This window comes from Thiohalophilus sp. (assembly GCF_034522235.1).
Lineage (GTDB): Bacteria > Pseudomonadota > Gammaproteobacteria > UBA6429 > Thiohalophilaceae > Thiohalophilus.
This window is the reverse complement of sequence record NZ_JAXHLN010000002.1, coordinates 79405-101549: the sequence shown is the minus strand read 5'-3', so window position 1 is coordinate 101549 and position 22145 is coordinate 79405. Positions and strand designations below refer to the sequence as shown.

Annotated in this window: 24 protein-coding genes; 3 read left to right on the top strand and 21 right to left on the bottom strand. The window is 56.7% G+C overall.

Annotated features, from left to right (window positions below):
- Positions 1-62: 62 nt before the first annotated feature.
- Positions 63-1043, top strand: coding sequence for a GTP 3',8-cyclase MoaA (gene moaA, locus U5J94_RS00685; protein WP_322563725.1), 981 nt, complete (start codon positions 63-65; stop codon positions 1041-1043).
- A gap of 436 nt (positions 1044-1479) precedes the next feature.
- On the opposite strand, the gene U5J94_RS00680 is transcribed toward moaA, so the two are convergent.
- The 20 genes from U5J94_RS00680 to U5J94_RS00585 form a co-directional block, all read right to left on the bottom strand.
- Positions 1480-2988, bottom strand: a complete 1509-nt coding sequence (locus tag U5J94_RS00680; protein ID WP_322563724.1) for a cytochrome D1 domain-containing protein — start codon at positions 2986-2988, stop codon at positions 1480-1482.
- 115 nt (positions 2989-3103) lie between these two features.
- Positions 3104-4327 carry a heme d1 biosynthesis radical SAM protein NirJ gene (gene nirJ / locus U5J94_RS00675; protein WP_322563723.1) on the bottom strand — a complete coding sequence of 408 codons (1224 nt, stop codon included), beginning with the start codon at positions 4325-4327 and terminating at the stop codon, positions 3104-3106.
- A 9-nt stretch (positions 4328-4336) separates the two neighbouring features.
- Positions 4337-4843, bottom strand: a complete 507-nt coding sequence (locus tag U5J94_RS00670) for an AsnC family transcriptional regulator (RefSeq protein WP_322563722.1) — start codon at positions 4841-4843, stop codon at positions 4337-4339.
- A gap of 16 nt (positions 4844-4859) precedes the next feature.
- A complete protein-coding gene (locus U5J94_RS00665; RefSeq protein WP_322563721.1) occupies positions 4860-5309 on the bottom strand; it encodes an Lrp/AsnC family transcriptional regulator in 450 nt (149 codons plus the stop codon).
- Complete coding sequence (locus U5J94_RS00660) at positions 5299-5877, bottom strand: AsnC family transcriptional regulator (RefSeq protein ID WP_322563720.1); 579 nt, start codon at positions 5875-5877, stop codon at positions 5299-5301. The genes U5J94_RS00665 and U5J94_RS00660 overlap by 11 nt, the downstream gene beginning before the upstream one ends.
- A complete protein-coding gene (locus tag U5J94_RS00655) occupies positions 5868-6335 on the bottom strand; it encodes an Lrp/AsnC family transcriptional regulator (protein WP_322563719.1) in 468 nt (155 codons plus the stop codon). The genes U5J94_RS00660 and U5J94_RS00655 overlap by 10 nt, the downstream gene beginning before the upstream one ends.
- The gene (locus U5J94_RS00650; protein ID WP_322563718.1) at positions 6332-7519 is read right to left on the bottom strand and encodes a cytochrome D1 domain-containing protein; all 1188 of its coding nucleotides are present in this window, start codon (positions 7517-7519) and stop codon (positions 6332-6334) included. The genes U5J94_RS00655 and U5J94_RS00650 overlap by 4 nt, the downstream gene beginning before the upstream one ends.
- On the bottom strand, positions 7516-7851 hold the full coding sequence (locus U5J94_RS00645; RefSeq protein WP_322563717.1) for a cytochrome c: 336 nt from the start codon (positions 7849-7851) through the stop codon (positions 7516-7518). The genes U5J94_RS00650 and U5J94_RS00645 overlap by 4 nt, the downstream gene beginning before the upstream one ends.
- Positions 7841-8632, bottom strand: a complete 792-nt coding sequence (gene cobA, locus U5J94_RS00640; RefSeq protein WP_322563716.1) for a uroporphyrinogen-III C-methyltransferase — start codon at positions 8630-8632, stop codon at positions 7841-7843. Before cobA ends, U5J94_RS00645 begins: the two co-directional genes overlap by 11 nt.
- 133 nt (positions 8633-8765) lie before the next feature.
- The gene (locus tag U5J94_RS00635) at positions 8766-10499 is read right to left on the bottom strand and encodes a nitrite reductase (protein ID WP_322563715.1); all 1734 of its coding nucleotides are present in this window, start codon (positions 10497-10499) and stop codon (positions 8766-8768) included.
- 254 nt (positions 10500-10753) lie between these two features.
- Complete coding sequence (locus tag U5J94_RS00630) at positions 10754-12271, bottom strand: 4Fe-4S binding protein (protein WP_322563714.1); 1518 nt, start codon at positions 12269-12271, stop codon at positions 10754-10756.
- Positions 12272-12431: 160 nt separating this feature from the next.
- Positions 12432-14279, bottom strand: coding sequence for a nitric oxide reductase activation protein NorD (locus U5J94_RS00625; protein WP_322563713.1), 1848 nt, complete (start codon positions 14277-14279; stop codon positions 12432-12434).
- A gap of 141 nt (positions 14280-14420) precedes the next feature.
- A complete protein-coding gene (locus U5J94_RS00620; protein WP_322563712.1) occupies positions 14421-15452 on the bottom strand; it encodes a 4Fe-4S binding protein in 1032 nt (343 codons plus the stop codon).
- Between the two features lies 1 nt (position 15453).
- Positions 15454-15855, bottom strand: coding sequence for a hypothetical protein (locus tag U5J94_RS00615; protein ID WP_322563711.1), 402 nt, complete (start codon positions 15853-15855; stop codon positions 15454-15456).
- On the bottom strand, positions 15836-16654 hold the full coding sequence (locus U5J94_RS00610) for a CbbQ/NirQ/NorQ/GpvN family protein (protein WP_322563710.1): 819 nt from the start codon (positions 16652-16654) through the stop codon (positions 15836-15838). The genes U5J94_RS00615 and U5J94_RS00610 overlap by 20 nt, the downstream gene beginning before the upstream one ends.
- 10 nt (positions 16655-16664) lie before the next feature.
- The gene (locus U5J94_RS00605) at positions 16665-16976 is read right to left on the bottom strand and encodes a cytochrome C oxidase subunit IV family protein (RefSeq protein ID WP_322563709.1); all 312 of its coding nucleotides are present in this window, start codon (positions 16974-16976) and stop codon (positions 16665-16667) included.
- Between the two features lie 6 nt (positions 16977-16982).
- Positions 16983-17570, bottom strand: coding sequence for a cytochrome c oxidase subunit 3 family protein (locus U5J94_RS00600; protein WP_322563708.1), 588 nt, complete (start codon positions 17568-17570; stop codon positions 16983-16985).
- Positions 17571-17638: 68 nt separating this feature from the next.
- The gene (locus tag U5J94_RS00595; RefSeq protein ID WP_322563707.1) at positions 17639-19027 is read right to left on the bottom strand and encodes a cbb3-type cytochrome c oxidase subunit I; all 1389 of its coding nucleotides are present in this window, start codon (positions 19025-19027) and stop codon (positions 17639-17641) included.
- A 14-nt stretch (positions 19028-19041) separates the two neighbouring features.
- Positions 19042-19476 (bottom strand): cytochrome c, encoded by a 435-nt coding sequence (locus U5J94_RS00590; RefSeq protein ID WP_322563706.1) that lies wholly within the window; start codon positions 19474-19476, stop codon positions 19042-19044.
- A gap of 135 nt (positions 19477-19611) precedes the next feature.
- Entirely contained in the window at positions 19612-20295 is a 684-nt protein-coding gene (locus U5J94_RS00585) for a Crp/Fnr family transcriptional regulator (RefSeq protein WP_322563705.1), read from the bottom strand.
- Between the two features lie 110 nt (positions 20296-20405).
- Between U5J94_RS00585 and U5J94_RS00580 the strand changes: the two genes are divergently transcribed.
- Together U5J94_RS00580 and U5J94_RS00575 are read left to right on the top strand one after the other, a co-directional pair.
- Positions 20406-20660: a thioredoxin family protein gene (locus U5J94_RS00580; protein WP_322563704.1), complete on the top strand. Its 255-nt coding sequence runs from the start codon at positions 20406-20408 to the stop codon at positions 20658-20660.
- A gap of 110 nt (positions 20661-20770) precedes the next feature.
- A complete protein-coding gene (locus U5J94_RS00575; protein ID WP_322563703.1) occupies positions 20771-21256 on the top strand; it encodes a DsrE family protein in 486 nt (161 codons plus the stop codon).
- 100 nt (positions 21257-21356) lie between these two features.
- Here U5J94_RS00575 and U5J94_RS00570 read toward each other — a convergent pair whose 3' ends face one another.
- Positions 21357-22145 (bottom strand): sulfite exporter TauE/SafE family protein, encoded by a 789-nt coding sequence (locus tag U5J94_RS00570; protein ID WP_322563702.1) that lies wholly within the window; start codon positions 22143-22145, stop codon positions 21357-21359.

The window sequence follows — 22145 nt, the reverse complement described above, 5'->3', positions numbered from 1 at the left end:
ATTACAAGCTACTAATTTTCGCCTATAATTTCGTCTATCCATCGCAACACGCTCAGGTATTTATGACAGATCTCATCGACCCCTTCGGCAGGCGCATCGACTATGTCCGGCTCTCGGTCACGGACCGCTGTGATCTGCGTTGCAAGTACTGCATGCCCGAAGGATTCAAAGACTTTGAGGAGCCCGCGCACTGGCTGACGCCTGAGGAGATCGAGCGGGTCATCGCCGCCTTCGGCCGGCTCGGCACCCGCCGGGTTCGGATCACCGGCGGTGAGCCCCTGGTGCGCAAGAACCTGCCCGAACTGGCTGCCCGTCTGGCCGCCCTGCCCGGTATCGAGGATCTGTCGCTGAGCACCAATGCCACCCGCCTCGACAACCACGGCCAGGCGCTGTTCGAGGCCGGGATCAGCCGTATCAATGTCAGTCTGGATACCCTCAAACCCGAGCGCTTCAAGGAAATCACCCAGGGCAAGCTGGAGAAGGTGCTCAACGGCCTGATGGCCGCCAAACAGGCCGGGTTTCATCCCATCAAGATCAATATGGTAGTCATGAAGGGCGTCAATGACGACGAGGTCGAGGAGATGGTCGAGTTCTGCATCGAGCACGACTTCACCCTGCGCTTTATTGAAACCATGCCGATGGGCGAAACCGGCCGCGCCGCCACCGATCAGTACATCAACCTGCAGGATGTCAAAGCGCGTCTCGCCGAACATTACGAGCTGATACCCGGCATGATGCCCGGCGGCGGCCCGGCCCGCTATGTGCAAGTCGCCGGCACCGAGCTGCGCATCGGCTTTATCACCCCCATCTCCCAGCACTTCTGCGAGACCTGCAACCGGGTGCGCCTGTCGGTCGACGGTACGCTGTACATGTGCCTGGGCCAGGAAGAGCGCTACCCGCTGCGCGAACTGCTGCGCGCCGGGATCAGCGATGCCGAACTGGAACAGCACATCGTCAGGGCCATCGCCCTCAAACCCGAGCGCCACGAGTTCAACGAAAAACCGGAACAGGTGTTGCGCTTCATGTCCATGACCGGCGGCTGACGCCGCAGTCTCTAGGGGCCAGGGGCTAGGGGCCAGGGGCTAGTAGATACCAGGTACTAAAATCTAACCACGAAGACACCAAGACACGAAGTGGTCACGAAGGTAAACCTGGATAACAACAACGATCTTCGTGGCTTCGAGTCTTCGTGGTTAAAATGTACCGGATGACGTCAACGCATAGGGCGTATTGAACACACCCTGCCAGGGCCTGGTACCCAGGACCTAGGACCTAGCGACTATTTCTAGTGGGAGGGGCTTTCAGCCGCGACCTCTCGCATCCCGGCAAGTCGCCGATGGAATCGCCTCCCACTGGTGGCTGACGCCACAGGTACCAGGTAAATTATTGAACCACGAAGTCTCAAAAACACGAAATTATTTTATTAACACTTAGTGTCTTGGTGTCTTGGTGGTGAAATATCTTTCTAGCATCTAGAGACTAGTGACTAGTGCCTTCCGTGTAGCGGGTCTTGTTGTAGACGTTGTATTTGCCCGATGGCTTGTTCATGGGCAGGCGCTTGACCTCTTCGAGGGTCTTTGCATCGTAGACGATCACATAACCTTCCTCGTCCCAGATGCTCAGCAGGGCGTGTTGGCCGTCGCGGTCGAATTCGACATGGGCGGCGGTTTTGCCCGGGGCCGGCTTCAGGGTCTTGACGATCTCCAGCGTGGCTTTGTCGATGATGTGCACCTGGTCATGATTCGGGCCGAAGAAGACATCGACCCAGGCGTAGGGGCTGTTTTTGTGACTGCGCATGAAAAACCCGGGGCCACCGGTTTTTATCCGTTTGATGGTCTTCCAGTTCTGCATGTCGATGATGCTGACTTCACCCTTTTTCAGGTTCGGTGTCGCCAGCACTCGACGACCCTGGTACTCCCAGCTGATCCCCGATCCCAGATGCGGCAGTCCCTGCAGGTCGATCTCGGCAATCTTGCGTCCCACGATCAGATTCACCACCTGACCGTTGTTGGCATTGCGTGCCGCACCGATCAAATGTTTGTAATCCTGATCGAAAAAGAAGTCATCCAGATAGTCGTCCAGCACGATCCGTCGCAAGGGAAAAGGACCACGATCCATATAGCCCTCTTCATAGCGATAATCATGCATATAGCCGGTGGCCACCGGCTCCGGCTCATCCAGATAGCTGATCTCCCAGACTTCCTTGACGTCTTTCAGCGCGGCGACAAAGCTGCCCCGTGGCGGCGCCGTATACACGGCACTGACCCGGGAAGAACGGCCAGACTTATCTTTGACATCGAAGATTTTGATCAATGAAAGATCACGGGCATCGAACAGCACCAGGGTGTGTGGCAGGTAGTTGCCAACCATGACATAACGCCCGTCGGCGGAGACGGCCAGATTGCGGGTATTGATCCCGGCGCGTACCTCGGCCACGGTCTTGAGGTTGTACATATCGAACTTGCTGATCCAGCCATCGCGCGAGGCAAAATATACATAACGCCCGCCCGGCGAATACTTGGGCCCACCATGCAGGGCGAAATGGGTCTCGAAACGATGAATGGGTTCAAACCTGTCACCATCCAGCACGGTGGCATGATGATCCCCGAGTTCCACCACAATGAAGAGGTTGAGCGGGTCGGCTTCGAAAACCGGTGTATCAGAGAGTTCGGACTGCCGATAATGAAGTTTATGCGAGGCGGTTATCTCCACCTCACCCCATGAAGGCGATTCCGGCAAGGGGGTATAGATATACTCGACCAGTGCGGCAACCTGCTCATCAGTGAGTTTGTCGGCAAAGCCCGGCATTTGCGTGGCCAGCCGCCCCTGGCGGATGACGTCCATCGCCTCGTTCTTTTTCAAACGCTTGAGATTGCCTGGCAACAAAGCAGGTCCCATAGCGCCAAGACGGTTTGGAGCATGACAGCTGGCGCAATTTTTCTGGTAAAGCTTTTCGGGACTCGCCGTAACTGCGAAGGACAACAACATCAATAATATGATAGATCCAACCCGACGATCTGTGACAGGACCAAACAACTTTGACATGCACTTATCCTTTTGAACCACTGGATCCAGCCCGCACAATACGTTCAATTCAATGTGTTCAGGGTTTGTGCTGTGCAACCTTACGATGGCGGGAATAGGGGTAGAGCTGTAAGCGCTCATGCAGGCCGGTATAACCGATTTCTTCATCGGTGAGATAGCAGGCCGGATCCTCCTGCCAGGGATCGCCACTCAACTGCCAGGCACGTACCCGGGTATTGCCGCCACACACGGCCAGGTGTTTGCACTGGGCGCAACGACCCTTGAGCGGACGTTGTTCGGCCTTGAGACCGGCCATCAACGGGTCGCTGGTATCTTCCCAGATTTGCGAGAAAGGCCGCTGTTTGACATTGCCCAGCGTGTAATCCCACCAGAAAGTATCGGGATGCACGTTGCCCAGGTTGTCGATGTTGGCAATATTGACGCCCGTGGCATTACCGCCCCACTGTTCCAGACGTGCCTGCATGTATTCCAGATGCTGCGGGAAATTGCGCGCAATCCAGAACAACAGGTAGACGCCGTCGGCATCATTGTTACCGGTCACAAATTCGCGCTCAACACCGTTTTGAATATTATCCCAGCAGGTTTCAAACAACAGATCCATGGCATCGCGGGTCAACTGATGCACAACATCATCCTTGCGGTTCTTGTTACCACGACCGGCATAGTTGAGATGCGATAGATAAAACTTGTCGATGTTTTCCTGTTCCATCAGCTCCAGGAGATCAGGAAGCTCGGTGGCGTTATCCATGGTCAACGTGAACCGCAGACCGACCTTGATGCCATGATCACGGCACAGGCGGATCCCGTTCATCGCCTCCTCAAAAGCACCTTCTTTGCGTCGAAAATAATCATGTGTCTCTTTAACACCGTCGACACTGATGCCGACATAGTCATAGCCCACTTCGGCGATCTGCTCGATATTCTCTTCGCCAATCATGGTACCGTTGGTGGACAGGCCTACGTAAAAACCCATGGCTTTAGCGCGATGTGAGATATCGAAAATATCCTTGCGCATCAGTGGCTCGCCGCCAGAGAGAATTAAAACCGGCACGCCGTACTGTTTCAGATCGTCCATCACGCCATAAACCTGTTGCGTATCCAGTTCACCGGGAAAGTCTTTGTCTGCCGATATGGAATAGCAATGTTTGCAGGTCAGGTTGCAGCGCCGAATCAGATTCCAGATAACGACAGGTCCCGGCGGCTGACGTTTGGGAGGCAATATAGCATCGGCACCCTTCACAAGCTTGTCCAGCTCTTTCATGTACTGGGTTATTCTGAACATAATGTTCTCCTAGGATATCAGCCGCATTCCGGTCTTTTTCAGAATGCGACGACTGAATAATATGTCGTGACCGCGATTATTTTCACCCAGCAGACGGGCGATCTCGGCCACCTTTTCCAGCGCCTCGTCGCGACTGGTGGCATGGACCATGGCAAACAGGTTATAGGGCCAGGCGGGCAGGTGACGGGGCCGACGATAGCAATGACTGACAAATTCCAGCGCCCCGATCCGTTTTCCCAGTTTCTCTATAGACTCATCCGGCACATTCCAGACACTCATGGCGTTGGCGGTATAACCCAGCTGGTAATGGTTCGGGACAGCTGCGATACGCCGAATGATGCCGGTATTCAGCATACGTTGCAGGCGCTGCATGACTTCCTCGGCACTGATCCCGAGTTCCTGCGCAACCGCCGCATAGGGTTTGGGAGCCAGCGGCAGCCCTTCCTGGGTGGTCAGAATGAGACGACGATCGGTCTCATCAAGCATTGCCGTGTCTTTTGGCTTTATTGCCTGCATCGATTTCATTTCCTGTTCAAACCACGAGCTTCAGTTTGACGAAATATTCATCCTGCTTGGGCATGTTGTAACAACTATAACCGCTGTCCAACTCAATTTCGGTCAATACGGCATCAATACGCTTCGGGTCATCCGTGGCCACGACAAACCACATATTAAAGTGGTGTTCGCGCTCGTAATTATGCGCGACCTCCGGAAAACTGTTAACGATCTCCGCGACTCGCTCAAAGTCGTCCTCCCGAACACTCATGGCCACCAGCGTGAATGCGCCCCCCAGCTTTTCCGCCTGAAACATCGGTCCGAAACGGGTAAGCACCCTGTCGGCCAGGAGCCTTTCAAGACGCGCGATCAGTTCATTTTCACTCAGTGACAGCTGTTCCGCCACTTCCGCATAAGGCTGCTCGGTGATCGGAAAACCTTCCTGCAGGGAATTGATAATCTGCCGGTCAATCTGATCAAGTTGCATAGCGTTTGTCCTGTATCACCGGCTCATCACCCTTTCGGTCAGAGCGATACACCGCGCCGCGCTGTTTGAAGCGGCGCCGACTGAACAGAACATGGTGTGGTAATGATTCCAGATGACACTGTTCGATCAGCCAGTCAATACGTTGCAGCACATCCTCACGGGATTTGCCATGAATCATGCAAAACAGGTTATACGGCCAGTCTGGCATGACCCGGGGACGGCGATAACATAGCGTAATAAAATCATACTGACTCAGGCAGCGTCCCAGTTCCCCGACCCGATCATCGGGCACATCCCAAACCAGCATGGCGTTGGCCCGGTAACCCAGCTCGCGGTGACGGACGACAACGCCCATGCGCTTGATCACGCCCTGTTGCTGCAAGGCGGCCAGGCGGGCCAGAACCTCCGGCTCGTCAATTCCCAGCTGATCGGCAATCTGCGCATAAGGGCGCGAACACAGCGGCAGGCCGTTCTCGATGGCACGGATCATCGCATCATCCACCGCATCCAGTTCGGCCAGATGCCGGTTGATGCTTTGCAGCTGTTGACTGAGCGTTTTCATGTCCATTGCAAATCAAATCCCAGATCAATATGGAAGTCCTCGAGGAGCGGAAGTGCAAGGATGGTATGGCTGGTTCTCTCTTCCATCTCCCCGAGGACAGAACACAACTCAGCCTCACTGGCGGCCGTAGCAACAAACCACAGATTGAACTCGTGTTCGCGTTCGTAATTGTGATTGACATGCGGATAGCTGTTGATAATTTTAGCCACCGACTCCAGTTCCTCCTCGGCGACCGACATCGCCGCCAGGGTGCTGGCGCCCACCCGGTTGGGCCGAAATACCGCACCGACCCGGCTGACCAGGCCCTCGCGCTGCAGCCTCTCCAGGCTATCGAGTACCTGCTGTTCGCTGACCCCGAGCTGTTCGGCCATGTCGGCATAGGGTGTCGGCGACAACGGAAAACCATGCTGATAGTCGTTCAGCAGATGGCGTTCCAGTTCACTCAGTTGCCGTTCGCCGCTCATAAGCCTATCCGATGTGCCCGGTTGGTAAAGAAAATCCCGCTGGGCGAGGTCATTTCCAGCGAGGTAATCTCGCGCCGGGTATAGGCGTCATACACGCGGACCCGATTGGCGTCGCGCACCGAAACCCAGACTTCATGCCCGCGAGGGGTAAACTCCATATGCAATACAGCCGGGCCCGGCTTGAGCGTATCGATCACTTCCAGGCTGGCGACATCGATCACCTGAATCGTGTCGTTGTCCGGGTGGGCAAAATTGACCCAGACATGACGCTGATCCGGACTGGCCATGACAAAGACCGGTTGACTGTGCACCGGTATACGCCTGACCAGTTCCCAGTTTGATCGATCGATGACCAGTACTTCATGGCTCCCCACCGCCGGCACCAGGGCATAATCACCGGCCATGGCCCAGCCTTCCAGATGCGGCATCTTGTAAACAGGCAGTTTTTCTTCACCACGCCCGTAGTCGCCCAGAATCCGTTTGACGCCAAGCTGCGGCTGCCAGAGATCGAATAGCGCCAGGCCATCCTCGCCAAACAGGCCGGCGATGTAATAGCGCCCTTCGCCGGAGATCAGCGCGTCATACGGTTGTTTGCCCACATCCCGGTAACGGGTGATATCGGGTTCGTCCGGCTGACTCATGTCGGCGATCCAGATTTCATCGGACTCATACAGACTGAAGACAAACCGTTTTTGCGGCGCATCCACCAGTCCCACAACCTTGGAGCGTTTGCCGTTTGCGCCGTTCGCCGGAATGTCGGCCACGAGCTCCAGCGTTTGCGCATCGAAGATCTTGACCCCACCGGGCTCGTAATTGGAGACGGCAATCAGCGCGCCATCCTGGGAGATGGCGCCGCCGATACTGTTGCCGGACTGGATAATGCGCTTGTCGACCCGTTGCAACAGCATATCCACCTTGCTCAGCCCGCCATCGCGGCCGAACACATAGGCATAACGCTCGTCCCGCGAATAGACCACCGAGGCGTGAGAGAGATCGCCCAGCCCCTCGATCCGGGCCAGCGCGGTCCGGCTGCTGGTGTCGATGATCTGCACACTGCCCGAGGCCCGCTCGATCACCAGACCGAGATCGCCGGTCGCCCGCGGTGCCAGACTCTGACATCCCGTCAGTAACAGGGTCACCAGCACCACAAGATAAGCAAAATAGCGGGAAACTCTCCGGCTCATTGCTCAACTCCCCGATACAGCAATTCAATAATCCAGCGGGCTTCCTCCCGGCTCAACAGGTTGGACCAGGGCGGCATCGGTGTGCCGGGTCGGCCATGCAGCACGGTTGCGAGCATGGCGTCTTTCGGCTTGTCACCCAGGGCAGCGGGTGTCAGGGCCGGTCCCAGCCCGCCCTTGAGGGTCAGGCCGTGGCACGAACCACAATCCTGCCTGACCAGGTGGCGCAGTTCAGCCGCGCGCTTGTCGGTGATCGACTCCGCGCTCCAGCCGGTGGTTGTCAGACTGAACATGCCGACAACCAGCAACACGCCGAGCAGGACTCTAGGAAACATGATATTTTTCCTCCGCAACCGGCGATACCTGCCGGGGCTGATACCAGTCCATCTGCTCGGCCAGCGCCACCACCTTGCCGAGCACAAACAGGACCGGCGGTCTGAAGGCCTGTCGCTCTGTTTGCTCCGCCAGATCGGCGAGCGTGGCAATCAAGCGGCGCTGCCGGGGTGTCGCCCCGTCCTGAATAGCCGCCGCCGGGGTCTCGGCCGGCAGACCGGCTTCCATCAGCTTGCGGGTAATATAGTGAATATTGGCCAGCCCCATATACACCACGAGTGTGGTATCTTCGTTGGCCAGCTTTTGCCAATCGTGTTGCAAATCAAGATTGTTACGGGAGTGGCCGGTAATGATCTGTACACCGGTGGCAAGACCCCGATGGGTCATCGGGATACCGGCATAGGTCGTGGCCGCAGTGGCCGCCGTCACGCCGGGCACGATCTCAAAATCAATATTGTGCCTGGCAAGATAGGTGGCTTCCTCGCTGCCGCGACCGAACACCAGCGGGTCGCCGCCCTTGAGGCGGATAATCGTTCTCGCCTTGTGGGCCATCTTGACCAGCAGGGCGTTGATCTCGTCCTGCGGAAGGGTGTGATGATCCGTGGCCTTGCCGACAAAGATGCGGCTGCTGCCGGCGGGGATCAGTTCGAGAATCGATCCGGAGACCAGCCGGTCATAGACGATCACATCGGCCTGTTTGATCAGACGCAGTGCCTTGACCGTCAGCAGGTCCGGATCGCCGGGCCCGGTACCGACCAGATACACACAGGACTTGTTTTTCATGACGCACCAGCCTTTGGTGTTTCTTACAAACCTTGCAGGTCGGGATTCAGGCCGTTTGACGGGGATGAACCCCGAACTGCAATTTCTGTAAAGAGAGCAGGCAGAGCTCCCGGCTCTGCCTGCCGATACAGCTTTAGTACACGTCCTTCATGGTGTTGTACACATTGAACTTGCCGGTCGGAGTCACCAGGCTCTTGTCCTTGATAACCTTCTTCAGCTTCAATGTCTTGTCATCCACGATAACCAGCGCTGACTGCTGTTCCTTGCCGTTCCAGACCGAGAACCAGACCTCGTCGCCCGCCTTGTTGTACTCGGGCTGGACAACTCGTTTCGGTCCTTCGCCAAGGTCGGCCCATTCCGCAATCGGCAGTACCTTGAAACCTTCATCCAGATTGCGAGTATCGAATACGGCAACCGACTGGCTGATTTTCTCTTCCGGGTTCAGTGCCGTATCCACATACAGATGATGCGACTCGGGATGGGTCTTGATGAACAGCGAACCGCCACCCTGGCCTTTCAGCGTCCGAACCACCTTCCAGGCATACTGCTTGTGGTTTTTCGGGTCGGTACCGATCAGCGAGATGGTGTCATCCCCCAGATGGCTGGTCGCCCAGACCGGACCGTATTTCGGATCCACGAAGTTGGCACCACGACCCGGATGGGGAATCTTGCCGACATCGATCATCGCTTCAAGCTTGCTGTCCCTGGAATCGATTACCGCAATTTTGTTAGAGTTGTTCGCTGCCGTCAGGAAATAGCGTTCGGTGGCATCCCAACCGCCATCATGCAGGAACCGGGCTGCCTCAATGTTGGTGATCTTCAGATTTTCCAGATCCGCGTAGTTCACCATCTTGACTATGCCGGTTTCCTTGACGTTAACGATAAACTCCGGTTTTTCATGCGAGGCGACAATCGCGGCCACACGCGGTTCCGGATGGTATTCCTGGGTGTCCACGGTCATGCCACGGGTAGCGACAATCTTCTTCGGCTCCAGTGTATTGCCGTCCATGATGACAAACTGCGGCGGCCAGTAGGTACCGGCGATCGCGTACTTGTCTTCATAGCCCTTGTACTTGGACGTTTCTACCGAACGCGCTTCCATGCCGACCTTGATTCTGGCGACGGTGTCCGGTTTCTTCATCCAAAGATCAATCAGATTGATCTTGGCATCACGCCCGATAACAAAAATATAACGTCCTGAATGAGACATGCGCGAGATATGCACCGCGTAGCCTGTATCTACAGTCGTTATAATCTTCTTGCTGTCGCCGTCGATCAGAGCAACCTTGCCCGCATCGCGCAAAGTGACCGAGAAGATATTGTCGAGGTTATACTTGTTCTGTTTCTTGTTCGGCCGCTCTTCCGGTGGAACAATAACCTCCCAGGTATCCTTCATATCGGCCATGCTGAATTCCGGCGGAGTCGGTGGCTCGTGCTGCAGAAAGCGGGCCATCATGTCGATCTCTTCCTCACTCAATTCTCCGGACGTACCCCAGTTGGGCATTCCCGCCGGTGAACCATAATTGATAAAGGTCTTCAGGTACTCCGTGCCCTTTTTCCGGGTGATGTCCACAGTCAACGGTTTACCGGTGGCCCCCTTGCGCAGGACCCCGTGGCAACCGGCACAGCGTTCAAAGTAGATCTGTTTGGACCGGGCAAATTCTTCGTTGGTCATGGCCGGTCCGTCGACACCGCGGGTATCTTCGGTCGCTGACTCCGGTACCGGCGCGCCCTTGTAACGCATCTCTTCTTCGGGCGTACCGGGATGACCGCTGTCGGTGGCCGCCCACAGTGGTACTGCGGTAAGTGAGAAGGCAAGCGCCGCGCATACGGTAGCGACAGCTTTGCCTGTGTTGAGGTGTTTCATGGTCGTCCCCTCCTGAGTGATAATATTTGACTTCACTGTTGTTTTATGACTTTGTGAACAATGCCGCCTTGACATCGATCAAACTGTGGAATTTCTATTGTCTCTGCTTCTTGTTCCGATCAAGGCTAGTCGGGTATTGATGGTTTTCAAGTCTTGATTAAATTCATTAATCACCGGGCGAGTCCTCTGCTGCCAAACAGGTCACAAACCCGCAACCACATCCTCCGTGACTCTGTTCCTGCGCCAAACCGGGGTCAGGTCGGGGGATCGACAGGCGACGCCTTGTCCGCCACCTTTCCCGACTGTTTCTGATGGCGCTCCTGGCGGCGGCGCTTGTCGATCAGCGGCGGACATTTCTGAGTATTCCAGTAGGTTATTTGGCAAGCGAGGCAATAGTGGCACTCGGTTTCGATGATCTCGCCGGTGCCGCGAATCGATCCCACCTCACATTCGTTGCGACAGATCTGACAGGGATGCCCGCACTCCTTGCGCCGACGCAGCCAGTCGAAAATCCGGAACCGGGCCGGAAAGGTCAACGCCGCCCCGAGCGGACAGACATAGCGACAAAAGAACTTGCGAATAAACAGACTGGCCAGCAGCATCAGCAAGGCGTAAAACACGAAGCCCCATTCGCGCTGAAAGCGCAGGGTAATGGCGGTCTTGAACGGCTCCACCTCGGCATAGGTCTCGGCCAGACTCATCGAATGCAGTGACAGGCCGAACAGTCCCAGCAGGATGATGTACTTGATGGCCCATAAGCGTTCATGCACCACCTCCGGGAATTCGAACGAGGGGATCTTCAAATAGCGTCCCAGCCGAAAGACAAACTCCTGCAGAGCACCGTAGGGACATAACCAGCCGCAATACACTCCGCGTCCCCACAATACGATGGTGACGGCCACAAACGACCAGAGAATGAACATCGCCGGATCGATGAGAAAACTTTCCCAGCTGAACTCCCGGAACAGGGAGCGCAGGAAGGTCAGCACATTGACAATGGACAGCTGGGCAAGGGAATACCAGCCGATGAACAACACAGTATAAATCAAAAATCCGGTGCGCAGGCGCTGCAGCAGGCGAGGATGGCGTGCCAACCAGTCCTGCATAATCAGAATAAACAGCAAAACAAACAGTCCCAGCGCCAGCACCACGATTTGAAAAATACGCTCCTGCCAGACCTGTACCCAGATAGGCGCATAATCCCCCGGCGTTGTCCCGGCTGCGCCCGCCTTGTCAGAGGGACTCACCCCGTCCGAGAGGGTCAGAGACTTGCTCACCTCTTCCAGGGAGCGCGTGATACCGGCATTGAGCACCATCACCGTGATCGTCGCGCCACTGATGCCATCGAGTACCGTCGAACCCTGCCTGGGACGGCCGCCTATCTTCAGCGTTTCCCCGATACGTTTTCCGACGTACTGGTCGATAAACTGTTGCAGATCGTCATCCGTGATCCCGACCACCAGGATCGGCTCCTCGTGCGCGAGTATCCGAACCCCGGTAATCGTGCCCGCCGTATCGATTGTCACCAGAGTATGAATCGGCTCACCGGAATAGGCCGGGATGGAAACAATATCGCTGGTAACAAAGGCATAACCCAGCAAGACATTGCCCCGATAGATCCGTGTAACCGGCGGTTTCTCCCCGGCTTCCTCAAGCCGGTCGGCGACCGGGAAGAATTCCCGTACCTGCGATAGATCAAACTCCGCGCTGTCCGCCGCCAGCGGCCCAACGACAAGCAGCAGCAGACAGGCGACAACTATTTGTTTTATCACTGCCAGCAACACTGCCCCCAGGTAATTTTGAATTTTGAATGTTGAATGTTGAATTAAAGCATATCCGCAATTCAAAATTTAAAATTCAACATTCATAATTATGTCTATCATCTTTGCGTTCTCTGCGCCTCTGCGCCTCTGCGGTAAAACTATTTTTTTCTTACACACTGTGCTGGGTGATGCGGGCGTAGAGCAGCGGCAGGTCGCGAGGCAGTTCGGCCGGTTTGCGGATCACCACGAACGCGTCGTTACCGAAGATATAGGGCAGGTAGTCATTCCCTTTCTCGTCGATGGTCACGCAAAACGGCTGAATACCCTGCTTGCGTGCTTCGACGATGGCCATGCGGGTATCCTCGATGCCGAAGCGCCCTTCGTAGTGATCCAGGTCGTTGGGCTTGCCGTCGGTCAGAATCAGTAATAATTGATCGTGCGCGACCTGTTTTCCCAGGGTTCGGGTGGCCTGACGAATCGCCGTGCCCATGCGGGTGTAGAATCCCGGCTTGATGACGTTGATGCGGCCCCGTATCGCGGCGTTGTGCTTCTCGGCGAAGGTCTTGATCGTATGAAAACGGACATGATCCCGGTAACGGGAGGAGAAGCCGTAAATGGCGAACCGATCGCCGCTGGCGGAGAGCGCTTCGGAAAACAGCATCAGGCTGTCGCGAATAATATCGATCACCCGCGATTCATTGTTGACCCAGGTATCGGTGGAGAGGGAGAGATCGGCCAGCAGCAGGCAGGAGAGATCCCGACGCCCGCCGCGAAAATCGCGATACAGCCGCTGTTCGGCCATGGCCTGGCCGCGCAGGCGCTCGCTGGAATATTCCAGATAGGCGTGCAGATCGATCTCGCTGCCATCGCTTTGCTGGTTGAACCAGACACGTTGCGGCACCAGCGACTCGAACTGTTTTTTTAACCGCCGCGCGGTGGTGAGAAGATGTTCGGGCAACTCGCAGGCCGGGGCATCAGCGGCGATCATCGGCAATACACAGCAGTGATCCGCCAGCCATTCCTGTTTGCGGTAGTCCCATTCGGGCAGCCGTATCCCTTCGCCAATCGCCCGATCGTCATCGTCCTCGCCCGGCAGATCCAGATCGAAGCGCAGCCGCTTGGCGGTGCTTTTGCTGTCCCGGGCGACACTCACCACTTCCATATCATCCAGGGTCTGTTGTGCGCTGTCGATGTCGTCATCCTCCTCGGTGCTGCGATCCACCTTGACGTATTCCGCCCAGCTGAGAATATTCTCGAACCGGTCCAGCACCAGTCCCTTGTCCCCGTCCGGCATGTCGACCTGTTCGGCCCGATGCCGGCGCTCGTCGTCCAGTTGCTCGACCTCCCCCTCGGCCTCGGGCAGATCGTCCTGCGCCGGCTGTTGTCCGCTGCGCCGATCCGGCGCCCGCGGCGGCGCCGGATGCAGCCATAACAGGACCGGCTGCGGCGACTTGCCGGCCTCGGGCAGATCCGCGAGCTCGCCGGGATTGCTCAGCGCGGTGCGAATCGCCTGCTCGCGGGCCGCCTCGTCACGCGGCAGGCTGGAAGGCTCAGGGCGTCGGGCCAGCTCCGCCTCCACCAGCCGCCGATAACGGGCCGCCAGGCCCGGATAACGCTGCAGAACCTGGCGGGTCAGCCACTGGCTATAGGTAAACCAGGCCTCCTCGGTCGGCCGGTATTCGGCCGCCAGGGCCGCCAGCCAGAGATACAGATCCCGGTTCAGATGGCGTTCAGGATAAGCGTCGACCCGGGCCGGCAAAAACAGCGACTCCTCGGTGCGCCAGCACAGCTCGATCTTGTCGCCGCTGCCGGCGATACGCTCCAGCAAACTGCGCCGGCCCTCGTGTTCGCTGGCACTGGTCGCCTCGATACGCAACCCGCCCTCGCCGCCGGCGGCGCGGAACAGAATACCGATGGTCTTGCTGACCTCGGCCAGCGTCACCGCCTGTTCGGGATAACTGCGCTGCGCCGAACGGGTGATGAAGCGATGCCACAATTTGCCAACAAATTCTTCCATTTTTTAAAGCCTCACCGCAGAGACTAAAAGATATAATTTTGAATGTTGAATTTTAAATTTTGAATTGCGGTTGTATATCTCATTCAAAATTCAACATTAAGAATTCAAAATTGCATTGCGCCCTCTGCGTTAATGCTCTTTTCATCGCCGATAGCACCCTGTCGGCACGTCGGGTTTGATGCCGAAGTCCCGCTCGGAGGTGTCCCGCGCGCATTCGTCCTGGATCCATTGCAGCAGGGGTGTCTGGATCTTGCCGCTGTTGCCCGGGCCGCCGGCCTGGACCTGTTCGCAGGCTTCCAGGCACTGGGCGCATTCGGTGCAGGTAAACATGTGGCGTTTGATATCGCGCGGTTTGAGGCGCATCGGGCAGGCCTGCTCACAGGCGGCGTTGCAGCTGCGGCAATCGGCCGCGCGGCTGCGATCGAAACCGACCACCATGGCCTTCTTGTTGGCCATCCAGGCGATACTCTGAAATACGCCCACGGCGCAGGCGAAGCGACAGAACAGATGCCGGGCGAACAGAAACTCGATACTCAGGGCGATCGTCGCCGCGCTCAGAAAAATGGTTTCGTTGCGGGTCAGTTCGAAACCGATCAGGTGCGAGTAGACTTGCGCCGGCGGCAACAGGTAAGTGAGAAACACCACCGCCCATAAAAAGGCAAAACCGATCGCCGCCAGCCAGACCAGCGGCCAGAGACTGCGCCGGGCGGGAATATACCGACCATCGGGACGCAGTTCGTCGGACTTTTGTCTGTCCCAGAGGCTGAACTTGCCGCTGGCGCGACGCATCAGGTTATTGATGGTTTCCACCACCGAAAAATGGGGACACAACCAGCCACAGTAGAGTCGACCGTATTTCCAGGCCGTATAGATAAACGCCCCAACCAGCAATACCAGGGGCAGCAAGCCACGCCAGACCAGATTCCAGGTGGCCTGGGCGGTGCTCAGTTCACCGCTTTGCCAGCCCGCCAGTCCGAGGGTCCAGTCCTGGCCGAACAGGATCAAATGCCCCAGGGTCAGGTCGATACGAAAAATGTCGAATACCGGCGCCAGGATAAACAGCACGAAGAAACCGACCTGATACAGCCGACGCTTGCGCTGCACGCGCGAGTAATGGCCGTCGCGATTCAGTGCGTCGAACTGCACAAACTGCGTCTCGCCCTGATTTTTCACTCTACAATCCATGACACTTTTTACCGATCAACGGGTATTCAAACGGTTTGCCGGCCATGGCCCTGGCCAGGCCGATGGTGCCCAGAATCACCAGCGTGGTATGCGCGACGGTGAAATAGAGCACCAGCACCACCCAGGTATAGGCGGCGTCATAGCCCCCGAGTAACAGGATGGCGATGTTGGCCAGAATCAACAGGACGCCGGCCCAGAGGCTGGCGAACAGCGTCTGCTCCAGATGACAGCGGGCCAGCGGCGAACTCTGGTCGACGTGCCGCCAGTAAAGCACCAGCAGCGCGATAAACGCGAACCCCGGCAACAGCAGCAGGTTCACCAGATAGAGGGCTTCGGCGACAACGGCCAGCGACTGCCCCGGTGGAGGTTGTTCATTGTCCGTAGGTTGCATAAACCACTTCCATTAACGCTTCGACGGTCTCTTCGTCATCGGTCAACGGTTCAATCAACGCGGCACGGCAGGCCTCGGCCGGCTCGAAACCGCTTTGAATCAGAATGGCGGTATAGAGCAGCAGGCGCGTGCTGGCACTCTCTTCCAGATCGTGTTCTTTTAACTTGCGCAGGGACTGGCCCAGCGACACCAGCCGTTTGGCATTGAATTCGTCCACCCCGCTTTCCTGCATGACGATCTGCTGTTCCTGTTCAAACGGCGGGTAATCGAAACGCATGGAGATAAATCGCTGGCGGGTGCTCGGCTTCATGCCCTTGAGCAGGTTCTGGTAGCCGGGGTTATAGGAGATCACCAGCATGAACTCCGGCGGCGCCTGTAACTCCTCGCCGGTACGCTCGATAGGCAGGATGCGCCGGTCATCGGACAGGGGATGCAATACGACCGTGGTATCCTTGCGCGCCTCGACCACCTCATCCAGATAGCAGATGCCCCCCTCGCGCACCGCACGGGTCAGCGGACCATCCACCCAGTAAGTCGAGCCGTCACCGATCAGATGCCGGCCGACCAGATCGGCCGAGGTCAGATCGTCATGGCAGGAGACCGTGTATAACGGCCGACCCAGCTGTGCCGCCATATAGCTGATAAAGCGGGTCTTGCCGCAACCGGTCGGCCCCTTGATCAGCACCGGCAGCCTGTTCTTCCAGGCATGCTCGAACAGGGCGATCTCGTTGGCGGTGGGCAAATAAAAAGGCGCATCCCCCTCACCCTGCCCGGCCATCTGTTTTGCAAATTCACTCATATCGCCTCTCCTATAGGTTTCCCAGCCACCAGGCCAGCCCGATCAGACCAATCACGACGACCAGATAGACCGTGACTATCATGCGCCATAACAGCCGGCTTTGTCTCAATCCCATGAACCTGTCGGCCACCAGCCGGGTCTTGAGCAGGGTGGCAACCAGCAGCAATGTCACCACGATGCCGCCAGAAAGTCCCATCTCGCCCACCACCAGCATCGCGAGAGTCAGCCCGACCAGCGCCAGCCAGACCCGGGTGCACGGCCGCACCAATACACCGGTTTTTTTGCCGACGGTCGTTTCATTGTGAGTACGGGCGTCCATCATCGCAGCTCAACGGATCACATAAACCAGCGGAAACAGAATAATCCAGACCAGATCCACCATATGCCAGTAACTGGCGCCGGTTTCCATTCCATCATGCTCCTGCGCGGTATAATCGCCATTACGAATTTTGACCGCCATAATGGTGAGAATAACCACTCCCAGTATAACGTGCATAAAATGGAAAAAGGTCATGGACAGATAAAACATGTAGAACGTATTACTGCTGAGGGTAATACCTTGCTCGTATTTGGCATAAAACTCGAAAAGTTTTATGATGATAAAGATACTGCCCAGCCCGATCGCCGCCCACATCCAGTAACTCGCCTGTTTTTGCAGGCTCTCACGAATTGCCGCGATAGAGCGAACCACAAAATAGCTGCTGGTAATCAGCACCAGCGTATTGATCGCGCCGGCGGTACGGTTCAGTTGCAGCTGGGAAACATTAAAGAGTTCGACATTCTGACTGCGGGCAAACGCATAGGATAAAAAGAAGATACCGAAGGCCAGCAATTCAGCGTAAATGACAATCCAGATCACAAAATCGCCCGGCGGATAATCCTCTTTACCTGCTGTCAATGCCGTTGTTTGTTGCATAGCCCGTTTGGAGAAAGACAGGGCCCGGCCAACCGGCCGGGCCCTGTCTTTTCAGGACTTGCCCGACCTTATGTCTTGGCCGGTGCAGTCCGCTCCTCGCCTCCTATGAAGAAGCTGATGATGTACAGAACCAGGCCGATCAGGAAGATCACGCCGGCCACTTCACGCATCCAGTAGAACAGAGCGATCTTGTCCTGCACCACCATGAACGACTGGGACTCCTCGGCGATACGCTGCAGCCAGATCTGCAGAATCCCGGCACCGGTCAAAAACAGCGTGATGAACACCATCGCGACAGTCATCAGCCAGAAGGACCACATCTCCAGCACCTGGGACTTGTCGCTGTTGGCGGCCGCCCGGCCCCGCAACATCGGCATGGCGTAGGAGATAATCGCCAGCACAATCATCACGTAGGCACCGTAAAAGGCCATGTGACCGTGGGCCGCGGTGATCTGGCTGCCGTGGGTGTAGAAGTTCACCGGTGACAGGGTATGCAGGAAGCCCCACACACCGGCCCCGAGGAACGCCATCACCGGGGTCCCGATGGCCCACAACATGGCCGCCTTGTTGGGATGCTGGCGACGCCGGCGGTTGGCCATATTAAAGGCGAAGATCACCATCATGAAGAACGGAATCGGCTCCAGGGCGGAGAAGATGGAACCCCACCACTGCCAGTATTCCGGGGTACCGATCCAGTAGTAGTGATGGCCGGTCCCGATGATCCCGGTCAGCAGGGTCATGGCGATGATTACATACAGCCATTTTTCCACCACTTCGCGATCCACACCGGTCAGCTTGATCAGCACGAAGGCCAGAATCGCGCCCATGATCAGTTCCCAGACGCCTTCCACCCACAGATGGACAACCCACCACCAGTAGTACTTGTCCAGCACCAGGTTATGCGGGTTATAGAACGCGAACAGGAAGAAGATCGCCAGCCCCCAAAGGCCCAGCATTAATACCGAGCTGACGACCGTCTTGCGTCCCTTGAGAAAGGTCATGCTGACGTTATACAAAAAGCCCAGCACCACGACCACAATCCCGATCTTGATAATCGTCGGCTGCTCCAGGAACTCGCGGCCCATGGTGGGCAGTATCTCGTTCCCGGTGATCTTGGCCAGCGTGGCATAGGGTACCAGCAGGTAACCCAGCACGGTGACGCCCCCGGCCACCAGGAATATCCAGAACAGGATATGCGCCAGTTTGGTACTGTGCAGTTCCGTTTCCGCCTCCTCGGGGACCAGATAGTAGGTCGCGCCCATAAAGCCGAACAACAACCAGACTATCAGCAGGTTGGTGTGCACCATGCGCGCCACGTTGAAAGGAATCTCGGGAAACAGGAAATCCCCGATAACATATTGCAAGCCCAGGATCAGACCAAACAGAATCTGACCGACGAACAGAGCAATTGCGGCAATAAAGTAGGGCTTTGCCGCCATTTGTGATTGATATTGCATGATGGATTCTCCCCTTATCCCTGAATGTTCGGCGGCCAGCCGGCAGTATCAATTTCCGAGGCATATTTCAAAAACGCGGCCACGGCCTTGAGGTCCTCTTCGGACAGATTGAACTGCGGCATACTACGACGCCCCGGAATACCCTCTTCCGGCCGGCTCTTGATAAAGGCAATAATCGCCTCTTCGCTGTTGCCGAAGCGCTTGTAAACATTCCCCAGCTCGGGTGCAAAGTAGGCACCCTCACCGAGCAGGGAATGGCAGCCTACACAATTGTTCTCTTCCCAGACCGTTTTACCCCTGGCAACCTCGGGGGTAATGGCTTCCCGGTTGTCCCGCTCGGGCAGTGCCTTGCTGGTATCGAATGTCAGGGCCAGGAACAACAGGAAGAAAAATACGGCACTTCCATAAAACATGTTCCTTGCCATGGACTTGGTGAATTTTTCGCTCATGGTTTATCCCCTTCCTCCATTGAGTGGCGGTTGTATTTATACCTGTAGGGTATAGTCAACAACCTTGATCTACGTCAAACCGAAATTGCCGTTCGGGTTAACAAATCCGTATGAAAAACAACCAAATAATGAGAATCAGAGCAGATCGCGCAATCCCTGCACATCCAGCAGGCTGATATCGTTCCCTTTCACCTGAATCAGACCCGCGGCGGAGAGTCGGGTCAGGATGCGCGAGAAGGTCTCGGGTTGTATCGAGAGACGTGAGGCGATGACACTTTTCGGGGTACTGAGATGGATTTCCGCCAGTTCGATGGCGTCCTCCGGAAGTTGCTCGAGCAGAAACACAACCAGCCGGTAGGTTGCATTGTGCAGGGTGAGATTGCTGATCTCGTTGATCCGGGCGTGCAGCCGCCGGCTCATCCCGGCCATCAGCCGAAAGCAGGTCTGTTGCGACTCTTCCAGTATCTTGCGAAAACCCTTCATATCGAAACTGTACAGTTCCGTGTCTACCAGAGCCTGTGCCGAGACGGGATAGCGTCTGGACTGCATGAACATAATGGCTTCGGCAAAGGTATTGCCCGGATAGAGGATTTCCATGACCTTCTCATCGCCGTCGATGGAAAGACTGAAAAGCTTGATCTGCCCCTGGTGAACCAGATAGAAGCGATCCGCCGGTTGCCCGGCTTCGAACAGAAGGGATTTGGCCGGCAGACTGACCCGCTGCGAATGACGCAGTACCCGCGTCAATTGCTCGTCATCAAGCTCTTCAAACAAATACACATGGTGCAGTTCGTCGAGTAGTGCCTGATCCGTTTCCATCAGGTAGGGCTCCTGTCGCCAATCGGGAATTGATCAGGGTCAAAGCCTAGCACACCTTATCTGCCGCAGAATAGCTTGTCGATTTATTAACAGGCGGGTATGACACGACAATGAAGTTGCAGCTGCTTATAGCGGGACAATTGCCCAGTTGCCTGGAAGCCCGGGATGTCTGGCAATCCGTCTGTGAACAGCAAGGGCTTGAACTGGAGCTCATCGAAGTGGAGGACGAGCAGGGTCAGGAACTGATCGACAGGCTCGGTATCAAGAGTTTTCCAGTACTGCTTGCCAACGGCAAAATCAGGGCTGTCGGCCGACCGGATCCGCAACACGCCGCCAATATTCTTCAGCAATTGCTAATATCTTGAATTACCTCTCCCGCCGGATTCAATCGGTTTACTGAACTTTTTCTGCTCGTCGGCGACTTATCTGGTATACCTTAATCTTCAAGAGTTGCCATGCCTTGCCGGAGATCCTCATGCCATCTCTACGACACGGGTTATTGCTTGCCATCCTGCTGATTCCCGTCAGTCTGTCGGCCAACAGCGAACGGGCCGTGACGAATATTCTCCAGCAAAACGAAGCCCCCGAGGGGGTGGTCTTCGAGATTGTGACGGCCGATAGCGAGGGGCTGGAGTGGGCATTGCCGCTGACCCGCTCCTATATCAAGCGGTTGCGCGAACAGTTCCCGGAGCTGCCGGTTGCGGTGGTAACCCACGGCCAGGAGCAATTCGCCCTGCAAACCCGCCACAACGACAGCCAGCAGGCGGTACACAACCAGGTCCAGTCGCTCACCGATGGCGATGTGCCGGTGTATGTCTGCGGTACCTATGCCGGCTGGCGGGGATTGAGTGATGAGGACTTCCCCGAGTATGTCAATGTCGCCGCCGCCGGGCCGGCACAAATCAACGACTATGTCTCACTCGGTTATACCCGGGTGCTCATCCGCCAGCGACCGCACTGATCCGGCCGCGGCCGGTCGTAAATTTTCCGCTTTCGTTCAGCTGCCGTTCAGGCTCCTCCCGCTACAGTCTCCCAAACCTCGGGGGCATCCGTTACCAACGCTAACCAAGCAACATCCGAATACCCAGTGCATACAACAACAGGGCAAAGATTCGCTTCAATTGCGCCTGTGGCAAACGGTGCGCCAGGCGCGCGCCAAACGGCGCAAACAAAACGCTGGCGATCACGATGCCGATAAACGCCGGCCAATAGACATAACCGCTGCTATGGGCCGGTAATCCGGCCTCTGTCCAGCCGTTGATCACAAAGCCCGCCGCCCCGCCCACGGCAATCGGCAGACCGCACGCAGCGGCGGTCGCCACCGCCTTGCGCATAGCGACATTACACCAGACCAGAAATGGAACACTCATGGTCCCGCCGCCAATGCCCACAATGGCCGAAATGGCGCCGATCAGGCTTGAGGCCAGGGTCAATCCCGGTAACCCTGGCAAATCCCGGTGCGGATTCGGCTTGTAGGCCAGGATCATCTGGGTGGCAACGGTCAGTTCGAAAATCCCGAACACCCATTTGAGTATCCCGGTCGGCATCCAGTCGGCAATCACCGACCCGAGCAAGGCACCGGCGATGATCCCCGGCACCATCCGCCTGAATACCGGCCATAACACGGCACCATGGCGGTGATGCGCGCGCACCGAGGAGAGGGAAGTCAGGACGATTGTCGCCAGCGAGGTGCCTACCGCCAGATGCACGATAACCCCGGGATCAAACTGTTGGCGCTCGAAGATAAACACCAGCACCGGGACGATGATCAGACCGCCACCAATGCCCAGCAAACCGGCGGCAATGCCGGCAATCATCCCCAGCAACAGGTAGAGCAGGTAATATTCCAT

Coding starts and splice junctions, on each gene's coding strand:
- moaA (WP_322563725.1), top strand. CDS start 63: ATGACAGATCTCATCGACCCCTTCGGCAGGCGCATCGACTATGTCCGG.
- U5J94_RS00680 (WP_322563724.1), bottom strand. CDS start 2,988: ATGTTGTTGTCCTTCGCAGTTACGGCGAGTCCCGAAAAGCTTTACCAG.
- nirJ (WP_322563723.1), bottom strand. CDS start 4,327: ATGTTCAGAATAACCCAGTACATGAAAGAGCTGGACAAGCTTGTGAAG.
- U5J94_RS00670 (WP_322563722.1), bottom strand. CDS start 4,843: ATGCAGGCAATAAAGCCAAAAGACACGGCAATGCTTGATGAGACCGAT.
- U5J94_RS00665 (WP_322563721.1), bottom strand. CDS start 5,309: ATGCAACTTGATCAGATTGACCGGCAGATTATCAATTCCCTGCAGGAA.
- U5J94_RS00660 (WP_322563720.1), bottom strand. CDS start 5,877: ATGGACATGAAAACGCTCAGTCAACAGCTGCAAAGCATCAACCGGCAT.
- U5J94_RS00655 (WP_322563719.1), bottom strand. CDS start 6,335: ATGAGCGGCGAACGGCAACTGAGTGAACTGGAACGCCATCTGCTGAAC.
- U5J94_RS00650 (WP_322563718.1), bottom strand. CDS start 7,519: ATGAGCCGGAGAGTTTCCCGCTATTTTGCTTATCTTGTGGTGCTGGTG.
- U5J94_RS00645 (WP_322563717.1), bottom strand. CDS start 7,851: ATGTTTCCTAGAGTCCTGCTCGGCGTGTTGCTGGTTGTCGGCATGTTC.
- cobA (WP_322563716.1), bottom strand. CDS start 8,632: ATGAAAAACAAGTCCTGTGTGTATCTGGTCGGTACCGGGCCCGGCGAT.
- U5J94_RS00635 (WP_322563715.1), bottom strand. CDS start 10,499: ATGAAACACCTCAACACAGGCAAAGCTGTCGCTACCGTATGCGCGGCG.
- U5J94_RS00625 (WP_322563713.1), bottom strand. CDS start 14,279: ATGGAAGAATTTGTTGGCAAATTGTGGCATCGCTTCATCACCCGTTCG.
- U5J94_RS00615 (WP_322563711.1), bottom strand. CDS start 15,855: ATGCAACCTACGGACAATGAACAACCTCCACCGGGGCAGTCGCTGGCC.
- U5J94_RS00610 (WP_322563710.1), bottom strand. CDS start 16,654: ATGAGTGAATTTGCAAAACAGATGGCCGGGCAGGGTGAGGGGGATGCG.
- U5J94_RS00605 (WP_322563709.1), bottom strand. CDS start 16,976: ATGATGGACGCCCGTACTCACAATGAAACGACCGTCGGCAAAAAAACC.
- U5J94_RS00600 (WP_322563708.1), bottom strand. CDS start 17,570: ATGCAACAAACAACGGCATTGACAGCAGGTAAAGAGGATTATCCGCCG.
- U5J94_RS00595 (WP_322563707.1), bottom strand. CDS start 19,027: ATGCAATATCAATCACAAATGGCGGCAAAGCCCTACTTTATTGCCGCA.
- U5J94_RS00590 (WP_322563706.1), bottom strand. CDS start 19,476: ATGAGCGAAAAATTCACCAAGTCCATGGCAAGGAACATGTTTTATGGA.
- U5J94_RS00585 (WP_322563705.1), bottom strand. CDS start 20,295: ATGGAAACGGATCAGGCACTACTCGACGAACTGCACCATGTGTATTTG.
- U5J94_RS00580 (WP_322563704.1), top strand. CDS start 20,406: ATGAAGTTGCAGCTGCTTATAGCGGGACAATTGCCCAGTTGCCTGGAA.
- U5J94_RS00575 (WP_322563703.1), top strand. CDS start 20,771: ATGCCATCTCTACGACACGGGTTATTGCTTGCCATCCTGCTGATTCCC.
- U5J94_RS00570 (WP_322563702.1), bottom strand. CDS start 22,145: ATGGAATATTACCTGCTCTACCTGTTGCTGGGGATGATTGCCGGCATT.